Genomic DNA, 24,482 nt, shown 5'->3' with positions numbered 1-24,482 from the left:
CTGATGGCACAAACGTCCTTCGGGATTCTCTCCCTGACAAGTTCAGGGAAGAGCAAACAAAAAACTTAAAGCACCAATGCTTTAAGTTTTTCTTTTACCTGATTAAAATCGCCTTCTTCCAAAATTACCAACTTATGGGTTAGCCTTTTCTTATCAATCATTCTTATTTGAGACAGTATCACACGAGAAGGTCAATTAAAGTAAGACTCTGGCAAGGCATAATAGAACCGATTATCTTTTCCTTTGGTGGTCATCGGCGCTACAAGAAACATATTTCAGACCTTTTTAAGAATCAATACTGGCCTTTTAAAAGCTTTGCCTTTTCCATCTTCTTCATTCCCTACGTTGACCCCTAATTGTGCAAACCGAATTTCTCTGGGTTTTACAAACAAATCATCTTTAAGGCTATTCACCTTCTTTTTGAGAATGTTTCGTTCATCGAATCTCTTCATACGGAACAAAGGATAAAAATGTTTCGCTTATACTCTCAATAATGTAATTATCAAGGCTTTTTTATGCTTTAAAAGCACTTTAAAAGTTTAAAAGCAAATACCCAATTTGTTATAATAGGTTGAATTTCAGCAGAGTCAATAATTTAATCCAATTGATTTTTGGTTTCGACTGACTATGGATTTGTAGCGTACTACACAACTCAAAATCCAAGTCCATGCAAAAACAAAAATCACTACCCACACCCACTGAGGCACAATTCAATGCCCTAAACGGGGCATATAAGTACTTCAATCGGGTACTGTTCAAAAACAAGCTTCCGGGTTGTATTTTGAACTTTTCGAGGCTGAAAGGGACTCATGGTTTTATGGCTCCAGAACGATGGAAACACGTTAAGGACAAAGAATTTGGAGTCCATGAAATCAGTTTAACTCCCACTACCCTGTACAGAACACCCATTCTAATTTTTTCCACACTTGTCCATGAGATGGTACATCTCTGGCAATGGGAATTTGGAGAGCCATCACGTAGTGGCTACCACAACAAAGAATGGGCGCGAAAAATGCGGGAGATTGGCCTGATCCCCTCCCACACTGGGCAACCTGGAGGGAACGAGACTGGTCAGGCCATGACTCACTACATGGAGGAAGGGGGAAGGTATCAACAGGCATTTGAAAAAATGCCAAAAATCTACATTTTACCTTTCACCTCACTGGAGGGCGAAATGATGAAAAGACTGATCGAGGGAAGCAACGGAAAAGATGAAGACGGCGACGGCACAGAGGATGCAAAGAAAGCCAGGTTACGCAAATTACGGCCACCAAGTCAGAACAAGACGAAATACACTTGCCCTGGTTGTCAGGTCAACGTATGGGGAAGACCAGCGCTGCAAATTCAATGTGTAAACTGCGAGGAAGTTTTCGAGGAAGTAAAATGAACCATTGAGCCTAACGGTATTGACCGGAGGGCTTTTTTTGAAGAAAAAAAATCAAAAGCAACAACTCCTCTACTCGTTTTGTAGTGTTTGTATATGTTTATAACAAATGTTTAATTGTTTAGCTCCGCAAAACTTGCTCTAGCACTGGCGTTTCTCCGCACAATCATAACATCTTGGGTATTTATCATAACAAATTGGGTATTTGGACTCCCCTGCTTTATAACAAATCCGGTATTTGACCCTAACATTTTGGGTATTTCTTTACCCCCTTTTTATAACAAATTGGGTATTTAATTTTGCACTACCCTAACAAATTGGGAAACCGAAAAATCTCTTGAATTTTTGAACGACTAGTATAACATAACAGCACACAAGGTTTTGTTATTTTATTTTGAACCGCTCAAAATGGACACTACAAGGCAGATTTCGCTCTTTGAGGAAAGTGATGCAGTAATGGAAATTAAGAAGCACAGTAGCTTGGTACAAATGAACAACGTAACCACATTGCAGCAAAGAAAAGCAATCAATTCCCTGATTTGGATTGCAAAAGACCAGTTGAAACGCAACCCAGAGGAGAGGAGTTTCAGCATTGACCTAGGTATTATCAAAAAACTTTCAGGAATCAACCGCAATGACAACAATGAACTGAAGCTGGCACTTAAAGCATTGGTTTCCCTGGTGATCGAATATAACATTTTGGGAAAAGAGAAGTACGAATGGTGAGCATTTCCCTTTTTGTCCCTGGTAAAAATCGTTGGGCAGAGGAGGGGCAATACCGCCAAAGTCCATTTTGAATTCCCAACTCCGATCCTGGAGGCCATCAAAAGACCATCCATGTACGTCAAGCTGAACATGTTTATCTGGAGAGGACTGAACAGCAAGCATAGTCTTGCCCTTTATGAGATTTTGAAGGACTACCAGAATATTGGCAGAATTCGTATCGAGGTAGATAACTTCAGAAAACTGGTGGGGATAGAACCAGAACAGTACAAGATTTTCACCATGCTCAAGAAGAGGATCATTGATACCGCTGTACAGGAAATCAACGAAAAAACTGATCTGAAGGTGGTTTACGACTTAGAAAATGAAGGAAGAAGAATATCCGCTATTGTGTTCAGAGTGAGTGGTATGGCTCCTTACGAAACCGAACAAAAGACCAATGAAGAGATTCTGCACAAGTTGAACACAATGGGGATCAAGGAATCAAAGGCCAAAGAGCTGTTGGAAAAGCACGATGAGGACTACATCCTTGCCAACATTAGGGTCATAGAAGAGGAGTTGAAAAACGGCAAAGACATCCGCAATATTCCGGCCTACTTGATGAAAGCATTTGAGGTTGACTTCAGACCCCAGGAAACAGAATTCGATAAAATACAGAGCCACAAGAAACAAGGTAAGGCCATCGCCGAAAAACAAGCAGAGGAGTGGGCGCTTAAAAGAAAAGAACTGCTAAAGCAGTTTGAAAGGCAAAAAACACAAGCAGTGGCCAATGTGCTCGATAAACTAAATGATCAGGAAACCGCAACTTTGAAAGCCGAATTCCTAGCCGAAATTGAAAAAAGCCCCCTACATAAAAGGGTTTTGGAATCCAAGTGATTGGACTCAAATCTGATCCAGATACAGTGGATCAATTTTCTTGCACATAGGTATCTTGAAAAAATGGCTTACGACTTTGACGAATTTTTGAAAATTGCAGGGTACGATACAGAAGGTGGGAAAATATAAGGCGGTGATGCAGAACGTTCAAAAATGAAATTTTTTGCACGGTGAGAACTGGGTTTTCTCATCATTTTTTTATTGCTCCAAACCGAACACTGGGGGCAATACCGTCCGAGCGATAAAAATGATCAAGAGAATGAGGAAGCCCAATAAAAGAAAGTACCTTTTTTCAAAAAGGGCTTTTTCGCGGAAAAGTGATTCTACCTTTTCGTGAAACTCATTTTGAAGTGTATCGTACTTTACAATGACTTCTTTCTTTTCGGCTTTTTCTTCAGTAAGCAGTATCGCATACTTGGAGAGTTGTTCCTGAAGATTGATGTTGTATTTTTCGAGGTCATCTGATCTTTGCAATGCTAGGGTATAGTCCAATTCCATTTTTTCAAAACCTGCTTTAAAGTTTTCAACCTGTTGAATATCCGCTTTATTGCTTGGTTCTTCAATGTAGTTTTCAAAAGGTTTTAAACGGTTTTGTAAAATATTTGTAAAGTCTTCCAAATCGATAAAAGTCTTTCAATGTTCGGTTCTAGTGCGGATTTTGCTACCATGCTTGGAAAGGTAGTTGTAAACCGTTTGTAAAGAGATTGAAAACTTGTTTGATAAGTCCCTTGGAAGAACGAAAGTCATGGGTTTACAGGTTTAAAAAAGAAATTTAAAACTTTACAACCCGTCCATTTTATTGAAAATCGCAGTATATACAAGGTTTTTTAAGATATTTTTACAATACTTTTACAGTTTTAAAAAACTCTTTTAAATCCTTTAAAATCAGTAGAAAATAAGAGTTTTTTTATCAAAACCTCCTATCTTTCACATGCGGTTGGAAGTCCGCATTTTTAGTTCTTTTCCATACTACCATGAAACTTCTTACAAAGGAAATTTTAGCAAAATTTCGCAAAGTTGGCGATCAGTCGAATGAACGTGATCCGCAGATCATTTGCAAATTCTTTCATCCTGCTTCAGTCCGAACACGGTATCCGACTGAGTATGATGAGGAAAGTCAGATTTTCTTTGGTTATGTCATCGGCATCGAAAACGAGCGAGGTACCTTTAGTTTACACGAGTTGGAAAGTTTCAGGGATAGGTTTGGACTTGGAATCGAAAGAGACAAGTTCTTCCGTCCGTGTAGATTTTCAGAATTGGCGAGCATTTAGCTCGCCTTTTCTGGAGATTGGGTAAAGCTTTAGAATATCTAAAAAATATGTCCTCAGGGCATTTGAAAAATCAATATGCCTTAGTTACTAAGCTTTAGAGTTATGAAATTATTCCTTTGTTGTATTCTTTTGGCAGTAAGTTCTGTTGTTGGGAATGTTTTTGCTCAAACAGAATTAAAGCCTAAGCTGATAGACTTTTATGAAACTGCGGTAAGAGAAGACTCTATACCGATGGATTTGTTAAGGCGTGAAATGACTAAAAATAATGATAGTTGTTCTACTTTCATTAATTTCATATTTTCCATACTTGAAAAACTGGAACAAAAACAGCTGGAGTTAGCGGAAAAGCATCTAAAGAATGCCGATCGGTTTTTTAAACAACTTGATAAAAAGAATACTTGGTGTTATGATACATTAGGCGTTAAATATAAAGTTAAATTTGAAGATTTGGTACAAAATAAAGGATACTTGGAGTATTTATGGGCTGCCTATTTTTTTAAAAAGCACTTAATTGCTGAGGGCATTCAGAAGTTAAAATATGCAAAAAAAATATTTTTAATGAAAGATAAGCTCATTTTTGAAAGAAAAAATCATTTTTTGGGGGTAATAACAACATATGATATTGCAAGAGCCTTAAAGTTAAGCGGCGATTTTACAGAATCTGCCAAATATTTTGAAGAAGCTCAAGAATTATTGGAAGAGCAATATTATTTTGAACTTGCACCACCAATATACCTGAAAGATATTGCTGAATTATATCGATATATTAATGACTTCAATGCCGCTTTATTTTATCATCATCGGGAAATTAGCCGGAATGTTGGATTACAGGATGATACAAGATTAACACAAAGCTATATCGAGATCAGTAAGACATTTCAAAAAATGAATTTACATGACTCTGCATTCCTTTATCTAAATAAAGCATTAGAAATAGGCCAAGGCAAAAATAAAAACCCAAGTGCAGATGCGTATTTTGCTATGGGAATGTATCGTTTTAGCATCAACGAGTATAACCCTGCTTCTTTTTATTTGGAAAGTGCGTTGAAGCTCTATACTGATGATGATAAGCTTGAAAGGCTAAATTGCCTTATCGGACTATGCCAAATGTACCTTAAGAATGGCAACAAAGAAAAAGTAAAGAGTTTTTTTAAGGTAATTGAAAGCGATAGAAGTTTACCTTCCTCAAAATACTATTCAGACGTACTTGATTTGGAAAATTTAGGAGCATATTACTTTATTAGGAGTAAGGTAAATGACTGGAATGGTAACTCAGAAGAGGCTTATAAATATTTGGGGCTTTATACTGCTGTCAGAGATACGTTAAGTTATAGAGAAAAAAGACATTTATCTTTAATTGGTAGGCAAGTTTTTGACTCTAAATTAAATGGCGGGAGACCAATTGAACACCCTTGGGATTTTAACCCCAACAACGTAAGCACTGAAAGTTTAGTTGTTACCCCTGAAAAAAAATCTAAATCTTGGAATATTCTCTTTTGGGGCTTACCATTTGCTTTAGTAATCGGGTACTTTTTTATGAAATCATGGAATGGGTCGAGCAGAGATAAAGCTGAAGCTATGGAAGAAGACTTAATAGAAAGTGAAACACTTCTATCTGACGGTATTGACCAAGGTTCGTCTAATTTGCCAAAAGAATCTTCAGTAAACAGAAGCATTATTGAAGAGTTCTATGATCATGCCGCTAATAATGAGATTATTGTTTGTTCCAACAATGTAAAACATGAAGACATATTATACTACAAAAAAGAAGATGACTATGTCTCCTTTGTTGTCAATGAATATGAAAAGGAGACGAAACTTCTGGCTTTTGGCACATTGATTAAATATGAAAAATTATTACCTTATAGTTACTTTTTGCAAGTCCATAGGTCTTATGTAGTGAACATAATTCATGTGTTAGAGTGGACGGACGAACATGTTAGGCTTAAATGTAATAATGACTTAATAATAAAATTTACAAACAAGCATAGAGCTAGAGCTATTGAAGTTTTGAACAATTACATTCCTGATCGTAAAAAAAGAGCCTTCTAGGTAACCCTAGCGGCTCGAATTTTTCTTTTTCCTATTTTTCTTCTCTAAGCGACTAAGACGCTTATCTAAAACATTGAAATTAGATTCGTCAAAGTTTTGTTTTCTATCTGCTCTCACCGATAATTTTTGTATCTCTTTTCGAAGTTTTGTTTGTCCACGAAAGGATAGAAGTAAAAGTGAAAAGCAAAGAACGAGAAGTAGGAAAAGAATTAAGATAGTAGGTACTAAAAACTTAGTCATAGCACTGATTTTTTGTTCAATGAATGCTACATTTTTAAAACTAAATGTCAATAGATTAAAAATAAGCTACACTATTGTTTTGAAAATAGCCCACCCCCACTTAAGGAACGGGATACAACTGCATACAAGGATTTGAGCTTTTTGGCAATGCTTTTTGCACCCATTGTAAATAGCCAAAAACTCCGAAAAAACTCCGAAAAAACTCCGAGGAGTCAAGCCAACTTTGCCAAACTCTGAAAAATTTCACTGAAACTCCGAAAATATAGCAGAAGGTATTTGTTTGATAAACAAGCTTTTGCACATTTGCATTGAAGGGATCATCAAGCCTCAACTAAGATCGGAACCATCAATAATTATTCATTCACGTCCTGTGCTGAAGTGAAATATACTTCGTATGTTTTTTCGCAAGGACACAAACAATAATACCATGAAAACATGCCAATTCTGCGGCGAACAAATGAACCAGAATGCATACCTATGCACTACTTGCAACCACACACAACGCAATCGAGCAGTAGTCCTATCCAGGTACATTCACCTTCAAGCAGTACGATACTTTGCCGTCTTGATTAGCATTTTAGCGCCCCTTGTTGTAGCGCTATATCTATCAATACCAGAAGTGTATTTCTTTGCAGGGCTTTTTGAGGCACTTCAACTTGTTTATGCTTTCGGCTCACTCTACCTATTCGGTATTATCATGCTAAGGGTTACCCCTGATTCGTTTTTTCAGTGGATCAACATGAACCTGCCTGCCTACCTTGAGTCAATCAAACATGTCAAAGGAATGGCTATTTGGAATTGGATTCTTTATCCCATTCTTGGCGGTGTTGCTGTTTACGGCGTACTGAGCTTTGCTGGGGCAAAACCATCTGATGCCGAATTTCAAGCCTACGCAAAAGCAAATATTTCCAGAAGGACAGCTACTGAGCAACTCTATGATTGTTCGCTATTCACGGTATATGGCGTTGCCACGAAGCAGGATAGCACAATCTACTTATGCGCTGGAGGCCGTATTTCGCCACTTGATCCTTCTTACTTTGAACATTTATCTGACTAATCGCAAAGAATAACTAACCGACAGTGCTGGTCTTTTGTGCTTCTCTTTGGTATTCACCAAGGACTGGTACTGTCATAAAATCTTTAAAGCCATGAGCAATCAAAACAACTCAGATTCAGAAAAAGCAGCAATTGCAGTTATCCTATGGGTAGTAGCCATAATCTACTTTAAGACCTTTTTGATACTTTTAAAAGTGACATTATTGCTTGGCGTGGTTGCCCTTGTATTTTATGTCATATACCAACTCAATCGCAAGACAGGGTTCATCAACGCGCTTTTTGACCGCTTTGCGGACAAAGTATCCAACAAGGTGAAAATTATACCTAAAGAACAAGCTTTTTTGGAAGAAGCAGATACTAGTTTCCCTGATTTGAACGTGCCTGCGAGCGAAACTTTAAACTTTGAAGTGATTGAACGAATGGACAAAATGGAGTCTATTCTAACAAATGTTACTTTGGAAAATGAGCGACTTCGTGAAGAAAAGGAGCAAGCTGAACAAAACGCTATCCTCCGAGTAGAAAAGGAGAATAAATCGGCTATTCTGAATGACATTTTTGGAACTCCTGAAAGGAGTGTGCCAGTGAATAGCCAATATTCTGCCTCTGACGACTACGAAAAGCAACAGTTCCAGGACAACTTGCGCAAGCGGGAAGAAGAGCTTCAATTTCGGGAGTTTCAGCAGACCGCAAATGAAAAGTTCTTTCAGCAGGACATGAAAATACATGAAAATAAGCAGGAAATTCATGGCCTACGACAGGATATGGATGGGAAGTTCCTGTTAATTCAGCGTGATTTATTGGACTTGAAAAATGATGTCATTACGATCAGAGTTTATGTGGATCACAAGTTCAACGAGATGGAAATTTCTTTCCATAATGATATAGCCTTAGTAAAAGAGTGCTTAGTGAACTTCAAAGCTGAAGTCTCTCAGAAATTTTCCGATATAACCCTTCGATTTGGTCAAGAAATCCTACGCCTTGATCAAGCACAGCTTAAGATTATAGATCGGGTTGGCATGTTACAGCAAGCTGTAAAAATGAATGGCATTGAGATGATCCAGTTACGTAATCTTTTTGATCGAGGACAGATTCGAGCAGAAGAAATGCTAAGCAGAGCCAGCATTTTACATGAAAAAAGCCAGCTATCAATGCAGGCCATTTCAAAGGAAGTGCAACTCAACTTGCAGCAGATGGCAATCCATAAGCAGGGCTTTGCTAATGAAGTAGGTAGTGCAACATTGAAGCTTGAACGTATTTCTCAAGACCAATATTTGGCACTCAAAGATGTTGCTTATGAAAAGATGGGGGTGAATATGCTCCGACAAGAATTTGATCAAAGAGTGGCACTTGAACAAGGAAAGCTCAATAATATGCTTGCTGATAAGCGTCGCGTTGAAGAGCGGATTCAAGAGCGCATTTCACGAAATCAACAAGTGTCTGATCTAACGCATCAATTGCACATGGCTGAAGAAAAAATCGGCCACGCTTCACAGCGTATGAATTTAATGCAGCAGGAAGCTTCAATCATTCGTCGTCAATCAAATCAATAGTGTTATGGAGTTCTTCAGTAAAATCATCCGTCCTGGTGAGATTGAAGAACTCCTCTCTTTGATCAGAGAGGAGAACACGATACCCATCGGGAAATTAGTGGATATTCAACCAGAAGTACTAAGAGCCTTCACGAATGTTTGGTGCGCAAGGTTGGATAAATTGATACAGTTGGATGTAGATGTTCACGGCGCGCCAACCATGATAACCACAAAACTCAAAGCAGTACGTGGCTTTACTTTCGATGAATACAAAGCATTGTTTAACCAGCATATTGTACCTGAGGATTTTCCTTACTATCCAGTTTTTAACCAAGTTAATAGGCACCGAGGAGGAATAAATACGGAAAAGCAACGCTTGGATGTGACTATGCTGTACGATTTTTCTGATGAAGGCTATCTGCGAATTTTGAGAGATCAAGGCTATATCCAAGCTCTTGATGTATTTGTACAGGATGCGATTAAACCAATGGCAGTTATCCCGATCAAAAAACTCTTCATGCACATGTACTGTGTGGCTCCCACTGGAGAAGGAAAATCAGTTTTGCTGGAATCGCTCATGTATAGTTTACAAAGCCAGTATCAACACATCAGCTTGGTAGTTATTGACCCTCATGGAAGTTTGGCAGAGAACGTCAAAAGATTCAAACTGAATTCAGATCGAGAGCGAGTTATCTACATAGACCCATTTTTTAAAGAAGGTTATACACCAACCTTCAACCCCTTTGCGGTAACTGACCAATCATTGATGAATATAAACTTTGCAGCAGAGCAGTTTATCAAAGCGTTGGATGAAATATTGGATCGAGAAGGAGGAGAATTAAGTGAGAACATGGTGAACATGATGGAAAAATGTGTCTATTTTCTGCTAAAGCGAGAAGGCTCAACTTTTACCGATCTATTGGATTTACTCAGTGGGAATGAACAGATTTTCAAAGAAGCCAGGCTGTTTGACCCTCTCTTTGATGATTATTTTTTAAAACCGACCAATAAGACCCGTGAAGCATTGCACAATCGAATTAGTAGGATTTTAAACTCACCCGCACTTAATAACCTCGTAGGTGGTCATAGTACTTTCGACTTAGAAGCGGCCATGAATTCTGGTAAGATTATCATTTTTGATCTTTCGCGCCTTGGTGAAATGAGTCAAATCACCTTCGGAAAATTCATTGTAGCCAGTATCAAAAGCATCGTGCGCAAACGAAAGAAAAACTGCGACACTCATACCATCTGTATCATTGATGAAGCACAAAACTTTGCAACTGGTAGCTTGGAGTATATCCTAGCTCAACTTCGTGGCTTTGGCTTGCATTTGGTCTTAGCTAACCAATACCCAGAGCAGTTTGAATCTCAACTAAAAGCCGTCATAGAAAACACCGCTATCAAAATAGCTGGTGGTGGAGATGATAACATTGAAAGCATTCGTGAAATCGTAAAGCTGAAGCACGATATTTCGCTAGGGGAATATGAGTTTTTTATGAAGGTCAGGCATAAAGGCTTAGTAAAATTCAAGTCACCAAGTTTTTTGATCGAACATCCTCAGTTGTACTACATGAGTAAAGAGGAGGAAAAAGCTTTTGATGAATTCCAGATTCAAAACTATTACAAACCCTTAGAAGAACATGTAGGTCACGAGGTTGAAATGCCAGTTATAATCCCCCCGGATGATTTGAAAAAAATAACCCCACCTTTCACCCTTATAATCCCTGAAGAATGATAACGCGATTTTCACCTAAGCAAATGGGCATTCTTGAAGCATTGGCTCGTTATAAATTTCTGACCTACACCCAGATGATGAAGCTTGGTATTGAACGCCATCGTTCTAACTTGAGCTTGCTCCTAAAGGGTCTTCGTGAGAGTAAGCTTCCAATGGTTAAAAAAATACCTCATGGCATGGGCGAGGAGGTGAAGCATTACCTTTCAGAGAAAGCAGTACCAATCCTCAAAGAATTATGCGGTTTAGAAGAGCATGAAATTCATTGCCCTAAAGGAACCATTTTGACCCATACCCAAGACGAAGTTCACCGAACCAGTATCATTGATTTTCACATTGCCTTAGACCTGGCTTGTAAGGACGAAAGTGTTTCGTTGCTTTTCTGCGACCGGTATTTTGACACCATTGGCAACAATCGAGTAGAGAAAAACCTAAAATCAAAAACAGCTTTTGAGATGGAAGGAGCAGCATCTATCAAACCTGACATTACCTTTATGTTGCATAGTACGATACAAAATGAACTATTCCTGGTCGAGCTTGAACGAGGTCGTAATGCCAAAAAGTCCATCGAAAAAGCTGTCAAACATGCTGAAGCAATGCTGACTGGAGCAGTGAACAAGCGCTATGATTTTCAAAGAGGGTATCGAATACTTTGGATATTTGAGTATGAAAACGTGATCGATTCCGTCCTCAAAGAATTGAGTAGCCAATCATTGTTTGAACCCCTCACTGAATACTTTCTTTTTAAACCCCTCTCCCAAATTGGAGAAAACATTTTCCTTTCCTGGAGGAATATCGCCGGGAAAGAAAGAAGAATGTTTTACGAAGTTAGTTGAATTGGAAAAGAAAGGGTAGGGGATTGATAATCAAAAGAAAAGCTTATAAGCCGATTTATAGCCAAGATTATAGGCAAGATTAATGTAAAAGGGAAGGTTTTGGTTGGTTGAGGGTATCGGAAATCTCAGAAAAATGATGTACTTTTAGACCTGACAGGGTGGATGTACGACCGTGTATTTTTGCCCACGAATCTTTGATTTTCTGCACTATATCTGCACCGATAAAAAAAAGGGTTCTCGCAAAACCTGCGAAAACCCTTTAGAATCAATAGTCGGGATGACAGGATTTGAACCTGCGGCCCCACGCCCCCCAGGCGTGTGCGCTACCGGGCTGCGCCACATCCCGAAAATAGTGTGTGGGTGTGAGTGTGATCTTCAAACTTCGTTTGAAGAGTGTGAGTGTGTTGGGGCAACCCTAAGTGGTTGCCCAATCTCTGGATTTGAAAAAACCACCAGTTTACTCCATCGAGCGAATCATGCCCAACAGCATTCTGGAAATTTTTTCAAAGCCGGTATACAACTCATCATAGAGGCTTTTCTCTATGGCATTGGTATCGAACATTATTTGCAAGATCGCGACACATTCAAAAACGGAAGAACGTGCCGTGATGTAAAATTTCTTTTTGTCGGGGCTGGTCATGCGGCCGGTTCCTTCGGCCAGGTTGAGCAGCGCACTAAGGCTGGCGCGTTTGAATTGGTCCTGGAGGTAAGGATCGAGGTCGGCTTTTTGGGTAAACAAGTGTTTGAGCACTTTGAGGTTTACCCCCCGCATTTCCTGATACACTTCCAATTTTTCAAAATCAAACACGTCCTGTCGTTTTAGTCCATTAAATTTGGTCTGACTGGGCAAGCACCTAGGGTTGCCCCAACACACCCACACCCACACGTTCCAAACGAAGTTTGGAACTCACACGCTTCGAGCCGCAGGCAACGAAGCTCACACCCATTCTCGTGGGTAATACAGGACTCGAACCTGTGACCTCTGCTCTGTCAAAGCAGCGCTCTAAACCAACTGAGCTAATTACCCGATTTGATGAAAAACGCTACGTCTTTTTTTAGCGCTCGCAAAGATACAACAGTGTGGTGTAAAAAGCCAAGTACCAGACGGCTTTTTCTCTAAAAAAATAAGGCCGGATACGAATGGAACTGAAAACCAGCGGTTTTGGTTCCATTTGTGTCCGACCTATTGAAATGCTACCGGTTAACCGGATGAGAGTTGCTTTACTTAGGGACGGGTTTTCTTCAAGCGTTTGTTCTGGCAACAAAAAGCTAAACAAGCGCTGATTGACGCTGCAAAGATAATGGACATTTTTAAGTCCGCAAACTTTTTGTCATCTAAAATGTCAAATTGTGAGATTTGTGATTAAAAATGTCAATTTAATTAACAAATGTTGCTTTTTACGTCAAACACCCCTACTTTTGTAAAAGCTTGTTTAAAGCTCAGGCTAGCCTGAATGCTTTGAACGATTGTACATCGCTCGAGCACAACATTCCGGCAAGCTGTCAATACTGTATCAATGTTGGAGGAGAAACTAAAGAAGAACCTGGCGGAGAACCTGATCCACTTACGAATGGCACAAGGCTATACGCAGGAGGAATTGGTGATGGCTTTGAAAGAAAAGGATGTTGATATTTCCCGAACGGCCCTGGCCTCTTACGAAAATCAGCGCTCTTTCCCAAAGCTGGACGTACTATACACCTTGTCGCGCTTTTTTGATACCGATATCGAAAATCTTTTGCAAGAAAAAGAGCAATTCGGGAATGTTTCGGGCAAAAATGGGGTTAACTGTCTTGATCTGGATGCATTGTTGAAAGACTTTTCCGAAGTATTGTTGTATTTTAAGATGTACCGCGGAATGTATTTTAACCTGGCCGAAAAGGTCATGAGCACTTTTGGAACCCCCGAACGGCACGATGAAGTGATGAAAATGATCACGGGTGTGTACGCCAACGAGCAGCTCAAAATGCCCAAATTGAAAGACTTATTCAGCGAAAATCTGGACAATCGTGAAGTGTTGGTTTTTCAGGGAATCAACAACGGAATGTCCGTTCAGGAATTGGCCGAACAGCTCAACACCAGCTCAGAGGCCATTACCGCTATTTTCATTGGAGCCAAAGACAAAGTTTTTGATTTGCTATTGAACTAAAAACTCAAACAAGCTCATCAGCCTAAAAACGCTAACAACCATATGCAAAAAGTTTACCCTCATCTAAACAACAGTGCCGATAAGGACAAAAGCAAAGGGATCAAAACGACCCCTGTCCCTGTTAATGACCCAAAAAGAGCTGATAAAATTCGCGAAGCGGATAAAAAGCTTTTTGAAAAACTGAATAAAATTGGTACAGCTATGCTGATCGGCTTCTTGCTGCTCACCAGCTTGTATTATCATGATATGCCAGCGATTGGTGTGATCGGTGTTAACGCCGATCCCGCCAATACTCCGCCACTGCATCAGGATCAGGGACTGGGAGGTTCGTTCCTCCCGGTACCCGATCAGGAACATGCTTCTACTCAACAAACAATTGACTCCAAAAAAGCCACAGACGATACCCGTACAAAACGAGTCGATCTACCCACAGCAAACAATGAGCGAATCAATGTCCGACATGGCTTTATTCTGAGTAGCGACTGGACGACAAACAATGCCCGATCCCCACTTTCAGGGGTGCTCGAGAGAGTCATTCAAAATTGGGAGATGCCTTTAAATACTGAACTTCTAGATGTAAATAAATTAAATATAGAGTGGAAAAATGAGCAGGATTTTATTGAGAAAATACAACAAAAAAACCTGGCCCGGCCCCTTACTTTAGTCACTTTACATTTACAGGAATTTATGGAATCTTCGGGGAAAGACTTATACCAGCTTGTACCTCAAAACAAGGCGCGTATAAAACTAACCATGAGGGGCGTTGATCCTCAATCCAATCAATTGATATTTGAAGAAACCATTGTAAAAGAAGTAACTCAAGACAATTGGGCGCATTATGAATCGGTACATTCCGCAGAAAGTGAACGGCCGGCAGTATACGACCATTCTTTGGCCATGAAACAAGCCCTGACGGAGACTTCAAATGAAATAATTAATTTACTACATAAGTACTTTCCTTAGTTAATTACATCGACCAACTACAACCCCTTCGACCGCCAATAAGTACACCTTACTTGTTGGCGGTTTTTTATTTTATGATTGATGATTCTAACGATTATTATTAGGATTTCATCGCATTTGTACTTACCTTCCTCCAACATCCTTGCTAAGCCAAGAATGTACACCTAACTTAGTCCTATAAAAAATTGCAACGTATGGTACTCATTGTTTTTGGTATTATTGCCATTATCGTGCTCAACGTCATTTCCAATACCAGCCCTAATTTCAAAAAATTGGGCCGTATTGGTTATTTGATTGGTTTTGCATTGATTGTATTGGGTTTTATTTCCTCCTGTTTTGTACAAATCACCGCCGGTTCGGTGGGGGTACAAAGCCTCTTCGGAAAAATTCAGGGCAAGGTACTGACCGAGGGTCTGAACGTAGTCAACCCTATTATGTCGGTCATCAAGTTTGACGTCAAAACCCAAAACTACACCATGTCCGCCATTCATGACGAGGGCGACCAGGAGGGTGATGATGCCATCCGGGTGCTTTCTTCCGATGGTTTGGAAGTAGTCATTGACCTTACCGTATTGTTTCGGGTTACTGCAGACAAAGCGCCTACTATTCTGCGCACCATCGGTGAAGACTACACCAATGTAGTGGTACGACCGATTGTACGCACCAAAATTCGCGATTTGGCCGCCAATTACGAAGCCGTAGCCTTGTATTCCAGCAAAAGAGAGGAGTTTCAGCAACGTTTGTTTACGGCCATAGATAAGGAATTCACCAAGCGTGGATTTTCTTTGGAACAAGTGCTGATCCGCAACCTCAATTTGCCACAATCGGTGAAAGCAGCCATCGAGTCCAAGATCAATGCCGAGCAAGAATCGCAAAAAATGCGCTTTGTTCTGGACAAGGAACGCCAGGAAGCTGACCGCAAACGGGTAGAAGCACAAGGTATTTCCGATTACCAGCGGATTTTGACCTCTACCTTGAGCGACAAGTTGTTGCAGTACGAAAAGATCAAAGCCCAAAAGGAACTGGCTGGCTCTCCCAATGCGAAGATCATCATCATGGATGGAAAGAACACGCCGCTGATTACGACGGGGAATTGAGGTAGCCGCAGACTCATTGCTGCTTAGGCGATTCCTTAAGTGCCTTAGGTTTCTTAGGTGGTGAAAGAATACCCTGCTCCGCAGGTTTTTTCTTTTTTACCACCTAAGAAACTTCAGATTCACCCCAGACTATGCATTTTATACCCCCTACGAAGGCAGCGCCTGGAAATCCGCACAATTCAACTTGATCTCAGCCCTGCCCATTTTAGTTTGATACAGCGCACAATAGTAGCTCTTTTTGCTGCGGTGTTTGATGCTGTGCTGGCAGGATACACAAGACCGTTGCCCGCTCAAAATGCCCAACTCTTTTAACTGAACGGTCAATTGGGTCAATAGCAGGTCCAATTGAGCCTTGCGGGTTTCAGGGATCTCGTCCAACAATTTTTGGAGCGTATCAGGGAATTTGGCTACCTGTTCGGCAATAGCCTTCCCTGTTTCGGTCAAAATTAAATCAAAACTACGTAGGTCTTCAGGATCGTTGTGTTTGGTCAGCAACCCTTTTTTTTCCAAGGTTTTGACAGCATCGCTGATGGTTGGTTTGGTTAGACAAAATTCTCTGGCGAGAGAACCAATGCGGCAAAGTTGAGGAGGGTGATTCTGGCAAAAGATCAGAATCTGGCCTTGGATGGGACTAATATTAGCAGTTAAACATTCTTGCCAAAGCAGGGCACGTAGTGCAACTGCAATATTCACAAAACCCGTTGTAAGTTTGGCCTCCAAAGTGTGTTTTTGATCATCCAGATCAGTAGCTGAATGGTTCATAAGGTTCCATTTCTGAAGAGAGTAGTCAATAGAAGTTAAGTCTTTTCTCCCTCCAAATGAGTGAAAAAATGTTGTAGCATTCTCAGTACAAGTACACACAGTGCAAAAAGGGAGTTTACCAAAAGGGATGTGAATACCAGATAATTACTCAAATGTAGTAAAATTTTTACTGGATGATATTTTTTGCAAAAAAAAACTGCTTTGCCTCCTATATTTAATAAGGAAGAGACAAAGCAGTTGATGTTCAATAAGAAAATGTAGACTTTTATTAAAAAAATCAAATTTCCATTACCCCACGTAGATCTGGATTAAGGGCAATCGCTTGGGCATAATCTTCCCGTGCCTCACCAATTCGGCCCATTGCTTTTAATACAATGGCCCGGTTGATGTAGCCTTCGGCATAATCCGGGTGATTTTGAATGGCCATGCCATAATCGAGTAATGCTTCTTCTTCCCGGCCCAGATCACTCAATAAATTACCCCGATTGTTGTAGGCTTCAGCATCATGCGGATGCAGTTCTATGATGGTGGTATAGTCGGCGAGGGCTTCCTCGTATTGCTCCAGTTTTTTGTACACAATGGCCCGGTTGAAGCGGGCGTCGCTGCCTTCCGGTTTCAGGCGGATTGCTTCACCATAATCAGCTAGGGCTTCTTCATAACGCTCCAGATCGTCCAATACGTTGCCCCGCGAAATCCAGGCATTGATTTCTTTCGGGTTGATGTCCAACACCTCGTTGTAATCTTTTAATGCTTCTTCGGCATACCCCAGCCCATTCAACAAGTTGGCACGATTGAAATGGGCAATCAAAAACCTGGGCCGAATCCGAATGGCCGTACTATAATCATTCAGCGCTTCCTGATAGCGCCGCAAGTCCATGTATACATTGGCACGGGATACGTAAGAATCGGCATGATCCGGGCGCAATTTGATGGTATGCCCCAAGTCCTCCAGCGCTTCCTCCCATTCTCCTTGGCGCAAAAACACCATGGCCCGGTTGAAATAGATGGCAGGGTCCTGAAAATTTTTTTCGACCGCCGCATCGTAATCTTCCAATGCTTCTTCCAAACGTCCCATCTCCGTGAACAGGATGGCGCGGTTGTAGAAGGCATCAGGATCGTGTGGATTGAGTGCAATTGCTTGATCAAAATCCTGGATGGCCTGCTCTGGCTGGTTGAAAAAAATGTAGAGGTTGCCCCGATTGTTGTAGGCGCCCAGGTCTTCAGGATTCAGTTCAATGACCTTTGTATAATCGGCGAGGGCCTCTTCGTAGCGGCGCTCCGAGGTATGGATAATGGCTCGATTGAAATAAGCGTCGGCATAATCCGGGCGCTGTTCAATGACTTCGTTGAGTTCTTCTATTGATGCTGCCATTGCTTACTTAGCCTTTCTTTCCCACGAATAACATGTATTCCCAAACCCCCAAATACGCCGATTTCACCTGATTGACTACTGGCGTAAATTCCTGGCTGAGTAGGGGAGTCAGGTGGCTATCCATCCGCACGTGGTTGTTGGCCATGTGTTTTTTGAACCAAAGGTTGCGGGAATCATGAAAATCGGTCACTGCAATAAAGCCGCCGGGTTTCAAATCCGCTTTGGCTTGCATGATCAGGTCTTTCCAATGCGGATTGATCATGGTCAAAGAGTATGAAAAAAGGACCAGGTCGAGCTGGTCGTTCCAGGTCTTATCACCCAGCATATAAGGTTGTGGGAGTACTGTAACCCGATCAGCATAAGCCTGGGTATTTTTAATGGAAAGATCCACCATGTCGGTAGACACATCCAACCCAGTTAATTTGGCTTTGGGAAAACGTTTGGCCAGGTTGTTCAGGTTGTACCCGGTTCCACAACCTACTTCCAGGATGTTCCATTGACCATTGGCATCCAGGGGAATTTCCCGGATGATTTGATTGCGGCCAAAAAGGAAACTCCAGCGGGTTGCGTCGTAAATCTTGGATTGCAGCTTGTAGTAGCGCTGCATCGTACTGTTTTGCTCTGCTTCGGAGAGCGAATCGAATTTTTCGAAAGCCATTTTATGTTATTAGGGGTTGAGGAGTTGAGAGGTTGAGGAGTTGAGGCTACCGCAGCGACATGCACAAGATCGTGTCCAAGTTGCTGCGGCAGCCTCAACTCCTCAACTCCTCAACTCCTCAACTTATTTCACAATTGCCAAATACACACTCGCATAAGTCCCCACGCGGTCTTCACCATGGGTTTTGGCAGTAAGTTCCTGTTCAAACTCCACTGCATCCAGCACGAATTGTGGGAAGAAATCGACCTGATGCGCTGCAGAGCGCAACAAAATGCGGGTACCTGGGCGGCTGTTGGCCAAAATCAACTGCCACTCTTCCTCCAATACGGGGATGTTGTTGGCAGCCAGCCAATCCTGGTGATCGAGTAAGATGTAATGCGAGTATTTACCCGGATTGTTTTTCAAAAAAGCACTGATGGTACATGTATGGGTTTGGATTTGATCAATCCGATCTTTCAATACCTCAAAGTTTTGTTCCTCCACGTAAGAGGGGCAACAAGTCTTGGTGTATTTGCCATCCAGATACAGGCGGTAAAAGTAGTTGTCGTGGGTAGGGATTTGGGTAAAAACCTTGCGCAGACATTCTTGGATAAAGCCCATCGCCCCCCGTTCATATTTTTTGGCAAACAACAATTGTTGGCTGCGGGGAACGCCTACCATCGACATGGTCAGGTTGCGGTTTACTACAAACTCTACCAGTTTATTGGCAATTTTTGATTCAATCCGATTGTAAATCTTGGTCTGCTCTTCCAAACTGCCAACTTCAAAAATGTGTTTGATCTGGCGGTAGAGTTTCTTGCGGGTTTTCAGGTACTTATTGAAAATCCAGGCTAGTGTACCTGAAGTACTGAAGTGGTAAAAACTTTTCCGAATACCTTTACCATTAAAGTATTTCCAGTTGTCATCCCAATACTCTTTTGCAAAATCGGGTAAAGTGCTGCGCAGTTTCTCTTGATAAAAAGTGTCAAATTCTGGCATCACCCCATCCCCAAACATGGCCCAATGCTCAGCGTAGCTAGCGTTTTGGAAGCTTGATCTTTTGAGCTCAAGCAAGGCATTTTGCCGGGGGTTCATGTCAATGCAATTGATTTTTTTAGGATTGTCCAGCAAATAATCCAATGCATTGCAGCCAGCACTGGTGATCATAACCACCTCGCTGTCTTGATTCAATTGAAGCAACTGGCGGTCGCAACGAGGGTCCTCCCAGCAGGTGTTGTACACCAGGTTTTTAGTGTGTACCTGGCGGAAAACCCAATCTCTCAAATCATTAATTCCTTTCACTGTTACTAAGATTGGTTAGTTAATGGTAAATTACCAAAGGACTTGGGAAAAATTTGTCAAAATTACATAATCCTTGAAATAATCACAGATTTGTAGTGCAGTGGATTGGGATGTGGAAAGAAAAAAATGCAATGAATTGATTGGTAATTAAGTACGTAGTGCTAAATAAATTTCTTTTTGAGCACGAAGGGTGCCTTCACCGCCGGCAATCACTTTGTGGGGGTTGTTCAGTGTGGAATTGAGCAATCGGGCTTTGACATTATCTGCCCATTGGGTGTGCAAGATTTTGACCAGTTCCTGTTTGTGTTTAGGGGTATAAATTGGGAAAATAACCTCTACCCGACGATCCAGATTGCGGGTCATCCAGTCTGCCGAGGCCAGATACAGTTCCTCCTGGCCACCATTGGCAAAATAATAGATGCGGGCATGCTCCAAAAACCGATCAATGATGCTGATGGCCTCAATGTTGTCACTGAGTCCGGGTACTCCAGGCACCAAACAACAGATGCCCCGAATGATCAGTTGGATTTGCACCCCGGCCTGGCTGGCTTCATACAGTTTATCAATCATGGCGGTATCTTCCAGGCTGTTCATTTTGAGCATCATCCAGGCCGTTCGGCCCGCTTTTGCGTGTTGAATTTCGCGCTCAATACAGGCCACAAATTTGCGGCGGCTGTTCACTGGCGAGACCATCAGGTGCTGGAAACTCCCCAGAACAGGTTGTTCTTCCAAAAAACGGAAGACGTCGGCCACTTCCAAACTCAGACGCTCATCGCTGCTCAGCAAAGCATGGTCGGTGTATAAGGTGGCGGTTTTTTCATTGAAGTTACCAGTGCCCAGGTAAGCGTAATGGCGTAGCCCACCAGGCTCCTGCCGGGTGATCAGCATGATTTTGGAATGCACCTTAATGCCCGGCCGGGAATAGATGACTTTTGCCCCTGCGGCTTGTAAGGTTTCGCCCCAGTGTAGATTGGACGCTTCATCAAAACGCGCCTTGACCTCTACAAATACGGTCACCCTTTTGCCATTTTCCTGAGCCTTTAGCAAGGCCTGGGCTACCGAAGAATTTTTGGCAACCCGGTACAAGGTGATTTTGATCTCCTCCACAGCGGGGTCAGCAGCAGCCTCCTCGATCCAGCGGGGAATGTAATCGTATTTTTGATAGGGAAAATGAAGCAACTGCTCGCCTTGCTCCAGGGCCTGAAAAATGGATTCAGCTTCGTCCAATACGGGGTGGGGCAGGGGAGGCATGGGTTCGTCGTACAAATCAGCAGCATCACTAGGGGCGGGAAAAGCAAAAAAATCGCTGAAGTTATGGTATCGCCCTCCAGGGAAAAGGTCATTTTTTTTCAACTGAAAAAGCTCTTTTAATCGGCTGGTCAGTTCGATGTTCATGGCACTATCGTACAAGAGGCGGGTGGGCGCACCAATCGAACGTTCTTCCAAACTAGCCTTGATTTTTTCCCGCAAATCACCGGAATATTCATCGTCGATGTACAACTCGGCATCGCGGGAAATTTTGATGGAATAGGCAGACAGCACCCCTTCCGGGAACAATTCACCCAGGTTGGCACGCATGATCTCGTCCAAAAAGGTCACCTGGAATTCACCTTCAGACCCTGGTAGCGGTACAAAACGCGGCAAAACATCAGAAGGAATATTGACCAAACCCAGTTCGTCAGACTGGGCCAAACACACCACAAAATACAAGCTGCGGTTTTGTAAAAAAGGCACATCGTAGGTGTGGTCGATGCGCTGGTATTGTAAATGGGGCAAGATGTTTTCCTGGAAATAATTCCGGGCGAATCGTTTTTGTTCGGAATTGAAAAGATGGTGGTCATTGAGTAAAAAAACGCCCCGTTCGCGCAGGGCAGGAATGATTTTGCTGCGGAACAGGATTCCGAATTCCACTTGTTGCTGGTGCACAATCTTTTTGATTTCCCGCAGCTCTTTTTTGGGTTTTACTTCCAGGATGGACTTGCGTTCTTTTTTGTCAATCTTTTGAAATTGCCGCAAAGCAGATACCCTCACCCGGAAAAACTCATCCAGATTGGAGCTGTAAATGGCCAAAAACTTGATGCGTTCGTATAGCGGAACCCGTGGGTCCTGGGCTTCCTGGAGTACTCGGTGGTTGAAAGACAACCAACTGATGTCGCGTTTGTGATACATGCCAGCTGAAGGGTAAATGATAAATCCGCGATAAGAAAAGGATTTTCAGTTGAAATTTAGTCAGCCGATAGATTAATTTAATGTAAAGAGTATTGGACAACATCAGTGCACTGCCATCCGGGCACCGCTCGTAGAGACGCACGGCCGTGAACAGCTGAGACGCACAGCCGTGAACAGCTGAGACGCACGGCCGTGCGTCTCTACATGCCCATCGCCAGGGCCTTAGCCTTCTCCTCATTGAAATAAGGATTTGGAAAAAAAAGCTGATAAGTCCGGATTTCCCAATCCAGCACCGGAGATTTTGGACGAATGATCCGCTTGGGGCTGGTATATATGTCTCCTGGCAATGGCAAACTTCTCATATCGAAGTTCTCCAGTTTAAAAGGAGTTCTGCTCACGATGAGTTTCAGATAATATTCCTCTCCCGGCCAATGATAGGCTTTCACATAGTCTCCCGGGCCACATTGGATGTATCTGCCTTCTTCATCTTCTCTGGAATAAAAGACAGCATTTTTTTCCAAACCTTGTTGAGCCTGCATCATGATGCCTGTACTGTCAAATCCAAATTGGTAATCCATAAACGCCAAACTGCAATACAGCAATTGATCTGAACGATTCTCCAGTTCAAAACGAATGGATTTTTGCGGTTCGGCTAAAGTCAGTGGAATCAATAATTGCCCATCTTTCGGAAAAACCCGTTCTTCTGCATTCTCACTTACTTTTAAAAAAACACGCAGCTCGATTGGCCAGTCGTCCCTTAAGCGTTGAGCATTGGCAGAGGAAGAAAAATACTCCAGGTTTTTTAGATAATGCCATTTGGCCATTTGTTCAAAATCCTCAAAGACAGTAACCCATTTGTTGTCAAGCAACTGTCCATTTTCCAGGTAGCGAATGGGTATCAAAAGAGGGCGATAATCAAAGGGATATTGCGTGAACCAATGGCCATCCCGAGCATCAAGAACATAATCCGCCAGGCTTTCATCGGCTACTTCGCGAAACCAGGCCGAGGCCGTCTCTTGAGTCAGTCGGCTTAAACCCAGTCGGGCAAACTCAACTCCCTGAGCATCTCCACTCAAATAAATGTTGACGGGGGGAATACACAAACCTTCAACCTTTGCATACCAGTTTCCATTGCTTGCAGGAACTGCTTGCGGCCAACTGAGGGTGGAATGGTCAGGGTAAACTTTAATGATTTTAGCAGGGAATTCAAGTGTTGGCGTTTTGGGGTCATAAACCACAACTGAATTGCCTCGCTCCTGTTGATTGGGATTGATTCCGTGCAATGCACCTGCACCTAGTCGCCATTCATTGTCCCGGAGAGCATACTCTACCGGAAATGCACCCTTTCGTTCCTGCGGGGCGTTGGACAAAAATTGGTGATAGTGCGCTTCCGGACTGATGCCCTGAACAAAAAGCTGAGGGACTTGGCGCTGATCTCTGACTTCCTTATCCTTGTTGAAAAAAAAGCGCATCCGGTTGAGGATACGGGAATGCAATTCCTGGTAGCTGATCTGCCCTTCGTGTTTTTTTAAAACATTCACCAAGGCATCGGTAAATGCGCCCCCTACATCGGGGTATTCCCAGGCTAACTCCACTTCGCGGCAGGCCGCCAGCATCACGTGTGCCCCCAAAGGCAATAGCTCATTGAGGGGAGCACCTGCATTGAATTTAGCCACAACAGTAGGGTCTTTGTAAAAAATAAACCCTTCTTTGGTGCGACCAGGGATAGCTTTACGGACAATTTCTCGCGCAATGGCTCCTTCCTCAATGTCTTCCCCACCACGGGTATTGTCTCCAGAGTGGCAACAATCAAAAATGGTTACCACATGCGCTTTGGGTTGCCCGTTTTCGTCCTCCGCCAATTTCCGGATGAGGTACCTTAGTTCTTTATCGCTGAGGAGGGATTGCCCGGTATTTGCCTCATTGATGTTGAAGTCGTACGCAGTAATGTTGGCGATGAAACCATCAATTTCTGCTCGGCTGAAAGCCTTGATATCGGTTTTTTCCCGCACTCCGTGCCCGGAATAATAAAAAAGCACGGTATCTCCCGCTTTCGCCTGGCCAAGAAATTGAGTGAAACCCTGGACAATGTTGGATTTGCTGGGCAGATCAGCGGGATTGCTAGCGGGGCTGGTCAATCTTTGGATATGTACCGAGCTGAACAAGTCCTGAGTGTAGGATTGCGCCAGGTAATCTTCAATTTTTTCAAGGTCACCGATTGGGCCAGCGAGCTGTGCACCAGGAGTGTTGGGATAGTGGTTGACGGCGACGAGTAGGGCGTAGAGTTTAGGCATTGTCGAGGAATTTTTAACCAAGGGCTATAAAAAAATAAGT

The 24,482-nt window shown here is 42.3% G+C and carries 21 protein-coding genes and 2 tRNA genes; 12 read left to right on the top strand and 11 right to left on the bottom strand.

The window, feature by feature from the left end; all coding sequences use genetic code 11:
• Window positions 1-65: 65 nt before the first annotated feature.
• Complete coding sequence (locus ACO08K_RS05385; protein WP_421795374.1) at window positions 66-182, bottom strand: type II toxin-antitoxin system PemK/MazF family toxin; 117 nt, start codon at window positions 180-182, stop codon at window positions 66-68.
• Between the two features lie 485 nt (window positions 183-667).
• Here ACO08K_RS05385 and ACO08K_RS05380 point away from each other — a divergent pair, with 485 nt between their 5' ends.
• From ACO08K_RS05380 to ACO08K_RS05370, 3 genes are all read left to right on the top strand, one after another.
• Complete coding sequence (locus ACO08K_RS05380) at window positions 668-1,387, top strand: SprT-like domain-containing protein (protein ID WP_421795373.1); 720 nt, start codon at window positions 668-670, stop codon at window positions 1,385-1,387.
• A 405-nt stretch (window positions 1,388-1,792) separates the two neighbouring features.
• Window positions 1,793-2,110 (top strand): RepB family plasmid replication initiator protein, encoded by a 318-nt coding sequence (locus tag ACO08K_RS05375; protein ID WP_421795372.1) that lies wholly within the window; start codon window positions 1,793-1,795, stop codon window positions 2,108-2,110.
• 111 nt (window positions 2,111-2,221) lie between these two features.
• On the top strand, window positions 2,222-2,983 hold the full coding sequence (locus ACO08K_RS05370) for a replication initiation protein (RefSeq protein ID WP_421795371.1): 762 nt from the start codon (window positions 2,222-2,224) through the stop codon (window positions 2,981-2,983).
• A 198-nt stretch (window positions 2,984-3,181) separates the two neighbouring features.
• Here the strand turns inward: ACO08K_RS05370 and ACO08K_RS05365 are convergent, their stop codons facing one another.
• Window positions 3,182-3,601: a hypothetical protein gene (locus tag ACO08K_RS05365; protein ID WP_421795370.1), complete on the bottom strand. Its 420-nt coding sequence runs from the start codon at window positions 3,599-3,601 to the stop codon at window positions 3,182-3,184.
• A gap of 356 nt (window positions 3,602-3,957) precedes the next feature.
• Here ACO08K_RS05365 and ACO08K_RS05360 point away from each other — a divergent pair, with 356 nt between their 5' ends.
• From ACO08K_RS05360 to ACO08K_RS05335, 6 genes are all read left to right on the top strand, one after another.
• Window positions 3,958-4,254, top strand: a complete 297-nt coding sequence (locus ACO08K_RS05360; protein ID WP_421795369.1) for a DUF2958 domain-containing protein — start codon at window positions 3,958-3,960, stop codon at window positions 4,252-4,254.
• A 102-nt stretch (window positions 4,255-4,356) separates the two neighbouring features.
• Window positions 4,357-6,306 carry a LytTR family transcriptional regulator DNA-binding domain-containing protein gene (locus ACO08K_RS05355; RefSeq protein ID WP_421795368.1) on the top strand — a complete coding sequence of 650 codons (1,950 nt, stop codon included), beginning with the start codon at window positions 4,357-4,359 and terminating at the stop codon, window positions 6,304-6,306.
• Window positions 6,307-7,111: 805 nt separating this feature from the next.
• Window positions 7,112-7,603 carry a hypothetical protein gene (locus ACO08K_RS05350; RefSeq protein ID WP_421795367.1) on the top strand — a complete coding sequence of 164 codons (492 nt, stop codon included), beginning with the start codon at window positions 7,112-7,114 and terminating at the stop codon, window positions 7,601-7,603.
• A gap of 91 nt (window positions 7,604-7,694) precedes the next feature.
• Window positions 7,695-9,152 (top strand): hypothetical protein, encoded by a 1,458-nt coding sequence (locus tag ACO08K_RS05345; protein ID WP_421795366.1) that lies wholly within the window; start codon window positions 7,695-7,697, stop codon window positions 9,150-9,152.
• Between the two features lie 4 nt (window positions 9,153-9,156).
• Entirely contained in the window at window positions 9,157-10,866 is a 1,710-nt protein-coding gene (locus tag ACO08K_RS05340; RefSeq protein ID WP_421795365.1) for a type IV secretory system conjugative DNA transfer family protein, read from the top strand.
• Window positions 10,863-11,699, top strand: a complete 837-nt coding sequence (locus ACO08K_RS05335) for a hypothetical protein (protein WP_421795364.1) — start codon at window positions 10,863-10,865, stop codon at window positions 11,697-11,699. The genes ACO08K_RS05340 and ACO08K_RS05335 overlap by 4 nt, the downstream gene beginning before the upstream one ends.
• 272 nt (window positions 11,700-11,971) lie before the next feature.
• On the opposite strand, the gene ACO08K_RS05330 is transcribed toward ACO08K_RS05335, so the two are convergent.
• The 3 genes from ACO08K_RS05330 to ACO08K_RS05320 all read right to left on the bottom strand — a co-directional run bounded on the left by ACO08K_RS05330 (window position 11,972) and on the right by ACO08K_RS05320 (window position 12,726).
• Window positions 11,972-12,045: transfer RNA gene (locus ACO08K_RS05330), tRNA-Pro, on the bottom strand.
• Between the two features lie 111 nt (window positions 12,046-12,156).
• The gene (locus ACO08K_RS05325) at window positions 12,157-12,507 is read right to left on the bottom strand and encodes a four helix bundle protein (protein ID WP_421795363.1); all 351 of its coding nucleotides are present in this window, start codon (window positions 12,505-12,507) and stop codon (window positions 12,157-12,159) included.
• A 144-nt stretch (window positions 12,508-12,651) separates the two neighbouring features.
• Window positions 12,652-12,726: transfer RNA gene (locus tag ACO08K_RS05320), tRNA-Val, on the bottom strand.
• 490 nt (window positions 12,727-13,216) lie between these two features.
• Between ACO08K_RS05320 and ACO08K_RS05315 the strand changes: the two genes are divergently transcribed.
• The 3 genes from ACO08K_RS05315 (at window position 13,217) to ACO08K_RS05305 (ending at window position 15,906) form a co-directional block, all read left to right on the top strand.
• A complete protein-coding gene (locus tag ACO08K_RS05315) occupies window positions 13,217-13,846 on the top strand; it encodes a helix-turn-helix domain-containing protein (RefSeq protein ID WP_421795362.1) in 630 nt (209 codons plus the stop codon).
• A gap of 42 nt (window positions 13,847-13,888) precedes the next feature.
• On the top strand, window positions 13,889-14,809 hold the full coding sequence (locus ACO08K_RS05310; RefSeq protein WP_421795361.1) for a hypothetical protein: 921 nt from the start codon (window positions 13,889-13,891) through the stop codon (window positions 14,807-14,809).
• A 194-nt stretch (window positions 14,810-15,003) separates the two neighbouring features.
• A complete protein-coding gene (locus ACO08K_RS05305) occupies window positions 15,004-15,906 on the top strand; it encodes an SPFH domain-containing protein (protein ID WP_421795360.1) in 903 nt (300 codons plus the stop codon).
• Window positions 15,907-16,053: 147 nt separating this feature from the next.
• Here ACO08K_RS05305 and ACO08K_RS05300 read toward each other — a convergent pair whose 3' ends face one another.
• The 6 genes from ACO08K_RS05300 to ACO08K_RS05275 all read right to left on the bottom strand — a co-directional run bounded on the left by ACO08K_RS05300 (window position 16,054) and on the right by ACO08K_RS05275 (window position 24,442).
• Window positions 16,054-16,668, bottom strand: coding sequence for a MarR family winged helix-turn-helix transcriptional regulator (locus ACO08K_RS05300; RefSeq protein ID WP_421795359.1), 615 nt, complete (start codon window positions 16,666-16,668; stop codon window positions 16,054-16,056).
• Between the two features lie 277 nt (window positions 16,669-16,945).
• The gene (locus ACO08K_RS05295; RefSeq protein ID WP_421795358.1) at window positions 16,946-18,040 is read right to left on the bottom strand and encodes a tetratricopeptide repeat protein; all 1,095 of its coding nucleotides are present in this window, start codon (window positions 18,038-18,040) and stop codon (window positions 16,946-16,948) included.
• 7 nt (window positions 18,041-18,047) lie between these two features.
• The gene (locus ACO08K_RS05290) at window positions 18,048-18,698 is read right to left on the bottom strand and encodes a class I SAM-dependent methyltransferase (protein ID WP_421795357.1); all 651 of its coding nucleotides are present in this window, start codon (window positions 18,696-18,698) and stop codon (window positions 18,048-18,050) included.
• 123 nt (window positions 18,699-18,821) lie between these two features.
• On the bottom strand, window positions 18,822-19,979 hold the full coding sequence (locus tag ACO08K_RS05285; RefSeq protein WP_421795356.1) for a DUF3419 family protein: 1,158 nt from the start codon (window positions 19,977-19,979) through the stop codon (window positions 18,822-18,824).
• A gap of 147 nt (window positions 19,980-20,126) precedes the next feature.
• On the bottom strand, window positions 20,127-22,148 hold the full coding sequence (gene ppk1 / locus ACO08K_RS05280) for a polyphosphate kinase 1 (protein ID WP_421795355.1): 2,022 nt from the start codon (window positions 22,146-22,148) through the stop codon (window positions 20,127-20,129).
• A gap of 200 nt (window positions 22,149-22,348) precedes the next feature.
• Window positions 22,349-24,442 carry a caspase family protein gene (locus tag ACO08K_RS05275; protein ID WP_421795354.1) on the bottom strand — a complete coding sequence of 698 codons (2,094 nt, stop codon included), beginning with the start codon at window positions 24,440-24,442 and terminating at the stop codon, window positions 22,349-22,351.
• Window positions 24,443-24,482 lie beyond the last annotated feature (40 nt).

Source organism: Haliscomenobacter sp. (assembly GCF_965225875.1).
GTDB lineage: Bacteria > Bacteroidota > Bacteroidia > Chitinophagales > Saprospiraceae > Haliscomenobacter.
This window is presented reverse-complemented; position numbering and strand designations above follow the sequence as displayed.

What these genes read in the sequence shown, in the direction of transcription:
- ACO08K_RS05380 (WP_421795373.1), top strand. Translation starts at nt 668, where the DNA reads ATGCAAAAACAAAAATCACTACCCACACCCACTGAGGCACAATTCAAT.
- ACO08K_RS05375 (WP_421795372.1), top strand. Translation starts at nt 1,793, where the DNA reads ATGGACACTACAAGGCAGATTTCGCTCTTTGAGGAAAGTGATGCAGTA.
- ACO08K_RS05370 (WP_421795371.1), top strand. Translation starts at nt 2,222, where the DNA reads ATGTACGTCAAGCTGAACATGTTTATCTGGAGAGGACTGAACAGCAAG.
- ACO08K_RS05360 (WP_421795369.1), top strand. Translation starts at nt 3,958, where the DNA reads ATGAAACTTCTTACAAAGGAAATTTTAGCAAAATTTCGCAAAGTTGGC.
- ACO08K_RS05355 (WP_421795368.1), top strand. Translation starts at nt 4,357, where the DNA reads ATGAAATTATTCCTTTGTTGTATTCTTTTGGCAGTAAGTTCTGTTGTT.
- ACO08K_RS05345 (WP_421795366.1), top strand. Translation starts at nt 7,695, where the DNA reads ATGAGCAATCAAAACAACTCAGATTCAGAAAAAGCAGCAATTGCAGTT.
- ACO08K_RS05340 (WP_421795365.1), top strand. Translation starts at nt 9,157, where the DNA reads ATGGAGTTCTTCAGTAAAATCATCCGTCCTGGTGAGATTGAAGAACTC.
- ACO08K_RS05335 (WP_421795364.1), top strand. Translation starts at nt 10,863, where the DNA reads ATGATAACGCGATTTTCACCTAAGCAAATGGGCATTCTTGAAGCATTG.
- ACO08K_RS05315 (WP_421795362.1), top strand. Translation starts at nt 13,217, where the DNA reads ATGTTGGAGGAGAAACTAAAGAAGAACCTGGCGGAGAACCTGATCCAC.
- ACO08K_RS05310 (WP_421795361.1), top strand. Translation starts at nt 13,889, where the DNA reads ATGCAAAAAGTTTACCCTCATCTAAACAACAGTGCCGATAAGGACAAA.
- ACO08K_RS05305 (WP_421795360.1), top strand. Translation starts at nt 15,004, where the DNA reads ATGGTACTCATTGTTTTTGGTATTATTGCCATTATCGTGCTCAACGTC.
- ACO08K_RS05300 (WP_421795359.1), bottom strand. Translation starts at nt 16,668, where the DNA reads ATGAACCATTCAGCTACTGATCTGGATGATCAAAAACACACTTTGGAG.
- ACO08K_RS05295 (WP_421795358.1), bottom strand. Translation starts at nt 18,040, where the DNA reads ATGGCAGCATCAATAGAAGAACTCAACGAAGTCATTGAACAGCGCCCG.
- ACO08K_RS05290 (WP_421795357.1), bottom strand. Translation starts at nt 18,698, where the DNA reads ATGGCTTTCGAAAAATTCGATTCGCTCTCCGAAGCAGAGCAAAACAGT.
- ppk1 (WP_421795355.1), bottom strand. Translation starts at nt 22,148, where the DNA reads ATGTATCACAAACGCGACATCAGTTGGTTGTCTTTCAACCACCGAGTA.
- ACO08K_RS05275 (WP_421795354.1), bottom strand. Translation starts at nt 24,442, where the DNA reads ATGCCTAAACTCTACGCCCTACTCGTCGCCGTCAACCACTATCCCAAC.